Source organism: Saccharomonospora halophila 8, from assembly GCF_000383775.1.
Classification (GTDB): domain Bacteria; phylum Actinomycetota; class Actinomycetes; order Mycobacteriales; family Pseudonocardiaceae; genus Saccharomonospora; species Saccharomonospora halophila.
The window spans coordinates 77,119-82,192 of sequence record NZ_KB912527.1 but is presented as its reverse complement, the minus strand read 5'-3'; the positions used below and the strand labels follow the sequence as shown (position 1 = coordinate 82,192).

The window sequence follows — 5,074 nt, the reverse complement described above, 5'->3', positions numbered from 1 at the left end:
AGCGCGCCCACCGCGAGCGCGGGCCCGGCGGGGTCGGACCGCAGACGGTCCCGGACCCGGTCGGCCAGGGCGAACTCGTCGGTGTCGGTCACCACCTCGCGAGCGCCCGAGGCGAGCAGCGTCCGCCGTCGGGTGGCGAGGAAGAAGTCGCCGGGGGTGTAGGCCCGCAGCAGCCCGGCGGGGTTCGGTCCGTTCACCAGCGTGCCCCTTTCCGCCGTGGTGCCTGACGTCCGGCCGTCGGTTCTATTGTCCGTCCGTCCGGGTGCCGGGGTCCCACCACCGCTCGGTGACGTCGATCTCGTCGGACGGCGCGTCGGTGAGCACCGCCACGGCCGCGCGGTAACCGGGGCCGGGGTCGAGGTCGGCCAGGCGGACCGCCTCCGCCGACACCGCGTCGTCGGTCGAGGCGAGCAGCCGCGGGGGGTCGTCCGGGCCGGAGATCGTCAGGGCGCGCAGCGGGATCCGCAGCCCGCGCCGGGTGGCCTTCATGACCGCCTCCTTGCGGGTCCAGAACCGGAAGAAGGCCTCCGCACCGGCCGGTCCGGAGCAGCCGTCGAGGCCGGCGAGTTCGGTCTCGTTGAGCACGTAGGCGCGCAGCGAGTCGTCGACGTCCCGCCCGGAGGCCTCCACGTCGAGGCCCACGGCCGTCCCGTCGGTGGCGGCCACACCGATCCGGTCCCCGGAGTGTGAGACGGACAACTCCAGTGTCGACCCGGGGATCCGGACCGGTCCGTGTGGGCGTCCACAGTCCGCGCAGCGTGCGTCGAACCGGATCTCGTGCGCGTCGGCACCCAGCCGGGCGGCCGCCACCGTCTTGGCCAGCACCCTGCCGGTGAGGAACCGCGAGCGGTCCTCGGCCCTGCGGTAGGCCGCATACCGTGCGTGCTCGTCCGGGTCCAGCACGCCCAGCGCGTCGTCGGTCGCGGTCATCGGCGTCGTCCACCACACCGCGCACTCGGTCATTCGCCTCACAGCCTCCCGCCGCCCACCAGATGTCCCCGCCGCCGGGTGTCCCCGGGCCCGCACAGGTCCCCGCCCCCACATCCCGCCACGCACCGTGGCGATCGATCTCGAACCTACGTCGAGGGCGGGACTCCCGCCAAGCCCGGTGATGCGCTACCTTACTGGCTAAGCGACCGCTTAGTCAGTCATCGAGGGAGTCTGCGGCGATGGATTTCAGCCTGAGCGTGGAGGAACGGGAGATCCGGGACTGGGTCCGGACGTTCGTGCAGAAGGAGCTCGTCCCGCTCGAACAGGAGGTGCTCCGCAGGGAACGGGCCCACCAGCCGGGTCTGACCGGCGACGAGTTGTCCGAGCTACAGCTCAAGGCGAAGGAATCCGGGTTCTGGGGGGTGCAGACCCCGGAGGAGTACGGCGGGATGGGCCTGTCCGCCACCATGACCGCCCTGCTGGAGGCCGAGCTCGGCCGCACGTACGTGCCGTTCCGGTTCGGCGGTGCGGCCGACAACATCCTGTTCCACGCCAACGAGGAGCAGAAGCAGCGTTACCTCCTGCCCACCATCGAGGGCACCCGCACGTCCTGCTTCGCGATCACCGAGCCCGGTGCGGGCTCGGACGCCAAGGCGATCCGCACGACGGCCCGCAAGGACGGCTCCGACTGGATCATCAACGGTGAGAAGACGTTCATCACCGGCGGCAACGAGGCGGACTTCACCATGGTGTTCGCCATCACCGACCCGGAGAAGGGCGCGAACGGGGGCGTCACCTGTTTCCTCGTCGACCGCGACATGGGCTGGCGCTCGGAGTACATCGACACGATGGGCGAGTGGGGGCCCGCGTCCCTGATCTTCGACAACGTGCGGGTGCCGGAGAGCCAGATTCTCGGTGAGCTGGGTCAGGGCTTCACGCTGGCGATGCAGTGGATCGGCCGCGGCCGGTACCTGCTGCCCGCGCGGGCGATCGGGTCGTGCGAGCGGCTGGTGTCGATGGCGATCGAGCACGCCAACACCCGCGAGACGTTCGGCGCGCCGATCGCCGACCGGCAGGCCATCCAGTGGATGATCGCCGACTCCGGGGTGGAGATCGAGGCGCTGCGCTGGCTGGTGCTGCACGCCGCCTGGCAGGTCGACCAGGGCATGGACTCCCGGCACGCGCAGTCGATGGCCAAGCTCTTCGGTGGGCAGAAGGCCAACGAGATCGTCGACCGGGTGCTCCAGATCCACGGGGGAATGGGCTACACCCGGGAGCTCCCGGTGGAGCGCTGGTACCGCGAGCTGCGGCTGCTGCGGATCTACGAGGGCACCGACGAGATCCAGCGCCGGACGATCGCGCGCAACCTGCTGAAGGGGCACGCCAAGGTCGGTGGCGCCCTGGGCTGACCGGCACGGGCTGACCGGCACCGGGCGGACGGTACCGGGCGGGCGGCACGGGGTCAGGGCACCGGCGCGTGCCGCGCGTGCCGGCGGTGTGGTGTGGCGGTACGCGCGGCACCACACCGCCGGCGTCGGAACGGTTCCTCTCTGCGGTCGGGCCCGGCGGACTACCCCTCGGCCTGTGCGTCGTCGCGTTCGCGGAGGGCCACCGGCACGCCCGCCAGGTCCTCCTCGTTGCACAGCAGCTTCAGGTCGTAGTAGGGGTAGCCGTCCCGTTCGTCGTAGTCGAGGTGGACGGCGAGCACGTCCACGGGCTCACCGAGCCACCGCTGGGCCTGCTTGAGCCACCCGGCGCAGCGTTCCATCGCCGCCGGGAGATCGTCGTCGCGGAACTCCACCGGGCGATAGGGCACGTCCTGTACCTGGTCCCGCGGGTCCGAGGGCGTCGGAAGCCCCGGCGAGACACCCGCGTCGTTGAGTTCCAGCTGGATGATTTCCTCACTCACCCCCTGAGCGTCCCTCAGCGGAGGGCGCGGGGCAAGCTCCGAGGACACGCAGAGCGATGTCGGCGTGCGCCCCGGCCAGGTCACCGAGCGACAGGCTTCCCCGAGCCGAGTACCAGTGCGCGACCCCGGTGCACATCTGCAGCAACGCGATGCGGGTGACGTGCGGATGTGCGGTACGGAACACACCCGCCTCCACCCCCTCGGCGATGGTGTCCGACCACACGCGCTCGTACCCGTCGCGCAGGGACACCACCTCCTCCCGCACCTCCCGCGGCAGGGCGTGCAGCTCGTGGTCGACGATGCGGGTCTCCCGCGGCATCCGGGCGTGCGCGTCGACGTGCCCGGTCACCAGCCGCCGGATCCGCTCGCGGGGGTCGGCCACGGTGTCGGCCACGTCGGTGGCCGCGTCGAGCAGGTCCCGCAGGCACGCCCGCATGATCCCGGCGAGCAGGTCCTCCTTGGCGCCCATGTAGTGGTACAGACTCGCGGTGGACACGCCCGACGCGCGGGCGAGGTCCCGGATGCCGGTGCCGTGGAAGCCCCGGGTGGCGAACAACTCCACGGCCGCCTCGTGGACCCGCTCCCGGGTGTCTACCGCCACCGGCCCTCCCTGCTGTCGTAACACCCCGCGACGGGGTCGCCGTCGTCCGCGCGCAGCGCCCCCTTGGCGACCCGCTCGGAATCGGTCATCGGCAGCGAGTCCACCACCGCCCAGTAACGCGGCACCTTGAACGCGGCGAGTCCGCCCGCGCAGAACGCGGCCAGTTCGGCCGGGTCGGCGGCGGTGCCCCCGGTGTCCCCGGCGGTGTCTCCGGTGTCACCGACATCGGGCCCGGTGCGGGTGGCGGGGACCACCCACGCCTTGACCTCCTCGCCGCGGAGCTCGTCGGCGACGCCGACCACGGCGGCGGCGCGCACGCCGGGATGGCGCAGCAGTGCCCGCTCGACCTCCTCGGCGGCGATGTTCTCCCCACTGCGGCGGATCATGTCCTTGGTGCGGCCGACGAAGAACACGCGCCCGCCGGTGTCCATCGTGGCGAGGTCCCCGGTCCGGAACCACCCGCCGTGAAACGCCCGGGCCGTGGCCTCGGGGGCGTCGTGGTAACCGTGCATCATCCCGACCCCGCGCACCAGCAGCTCACCGTGTTCGCCGCGGGGCACCGGACGGCCGTTCCCGTCGGCGACCATCACCTCCCGGCCCGGAGCGGGCCTGCCGAGACAGCCCGTGCCCACGAAGGCGTCGTGCTCGTCCGGCGGCATGCGGAGGTCCGAGCCGGTCTCGGTCATGCCGAACGCCTCGTACCACGGCACGCCCCAGCGCCGTTCGAGCTCGGTGTGCAGCTCCGCCGGGATCGCCGACGCGCTGACCGCCCGCACGCGATGCCGGGTGTCGTCGGGTTCCGGCGGCATCCGCAGCAGCAGGGTGGGCATCAGCCCGAGGCAGTAGAACCAGGTCACACCGTACTCGCGGACCCGGTGCCAGAACGTCGACGGGTGGAAGCCGTCCAGCACGACCAGCCGCGCCCCGGAGTACAGTCCCAACGCGACGTTCCACTGTGGATCGATGTAGTGGAACGGCTGAGCGGTGAGCACCGTGTCGTCGGCATCGATGTGCGGGAAGTCGGTGACCAGCCCGCGCGCCAACGTCGTCCAGTAGCGCTGCGGCAGCACACAGCCCTTCGGGGCGCCGGTGGTGCCCGAGGTGTACTGAATGTTCGCCGAGAGCTCGCCCGTCCCTCCGGAGGGGAGTCCGGGCGCCGCCTCGTCCGCGGCGGCCGTGTCCGCGGTGAGGTCGTCGACGGTCAACACCCGCTCCACGGCGGTCGCGGGGGCGATCGACTCCAGCAGGTCGCGGAACTCTGCGGTCGTCACCGCCAGCCGCGCGCCGGAGTGCGCGAGCACGTGTTCCCCGTCCAGCTCCCGGTATCCGGTGTTCACCGGCACCAGCACGGCGCCCAGCCGGGCCAGGGCCAGCCACAGCAGCGGGAACTCCGGCCGGTTGCGCAGCATCACGGCCACCCGGTCGCCCCGGCCCACCCCGAGCCCGGCCAGCGTGGCGGCGAGCGTGCCGGTGTGCGCGGCGATCTCGGCGAAGGTGAATCGTCGCCCGGTCTCGTCGAACACCCACGCCTCGCGGTCCGGCCACCGGGATGCCGCGTGGGCGAGGAGACCGACCAGGTCGTCGGGGTCGTCCGGCGGGCGCACGGCCGCCTCCGCCGGGCCCGGTGTCCGACC

General features: G+C 72.4%; 5 protein-coding genes and 1 pseudogene. 1 reads left to right on the top strand and 5 read right to left on the bottom strand.

The window, feature by feature from the left end; all coding sequences use genetic code 11:
• Both SACHA_RS25155 and SACHA_RS0108750 read right to left on the bottom strand, forming a co-directional pair.
• A pseudogene (locus SACHA_RS25155) lies at nt 1-197 on the bottom strand (isochorismate synthase); the annotation flags it as partial.
• Between the two features lie 46 nt (nt 198-243).
• Nucleotides 244-963 (bottom strand): 4'-phosphopantetheinyl transferase family protein, encoded by a 720-nt coding sequence (locus SACHA_RS0108750; protein ID WP_019808900.1) that lies wholly within the window; start codon nt 961-963, stop codon nt 244-246.
• Between the two features lie 206 nt (nt 964-1,169).
• Between SACHA_RS0108750 and SACHA_RS0108745 the strand changes: the two genes are divergently transcribed.
• The gene (locus tag SACHA_RS0108745; RefSeq protein ID WP_019808898.1) at nt 1,170-2,339 is read left to right on the top strand and encodes an acyl-CoA dehydrogenase family protein; all 1,170 of its coding nucleotides are present in this window, start codon (nt 1,170-1,172) and stop codon (nt 2,337-2,339) included.
• 161 nt (nt 2,340-2,500) lie between these two features.
• Here SACHA_RS0108745 and SACHA_RS0108740 read toward each other — a convergent pair whose 3' ends face one another.
• From SACHA_RS0108740 to SACHA_RS0108730, 3 genes are read right to left on the bottom strand one after another with little or no spacing between them, the layout of a single operon-like run.
• Nucleotides 2,501-2,839, bottom strand: a complete 339-nt coding sequence (locus SACHA_RS0108740) for a hypothetical protein (protein WP_019808896.1) — start codon at nt 2,837-2,839, stop codon at nt 2,501-2,503.
• Nucleotides 2,832-3,440 carry a TetR/AcrR family transcriptional regulator gene (locus SACHA_RS0108735; protein ID WP_019808894.1) on the bottom strand — a complete coding sequence of 203 codons (609 nt, stop codon included), beginning with the start codon at nt 3,438-3,440 and terminating at the stop codon, nt 2,832-2,834. Before SACHA_RS0108735 ends, SACHA_RS0108740 begins: the two co-directional genes overlap by 8 nt.
• Nucleotides 3,431-5,044, bottom strand: coding sequence for an AMP-binding protein (locus SACHA_RS0108730; RefSeq protein WP_019808892.1), 1,614 nt, complete (start codon nt 5,042-5,044; stop codon nt 3,431-3,433). The genes SACHA_RS0108735 and SACHA_RS0108730 overlap by 10 nt, the downstream gene beginning before the upstream one ends.
• Between the last annotated feature and the right edge of the window lie 30 nt (nt 5,045-5,074).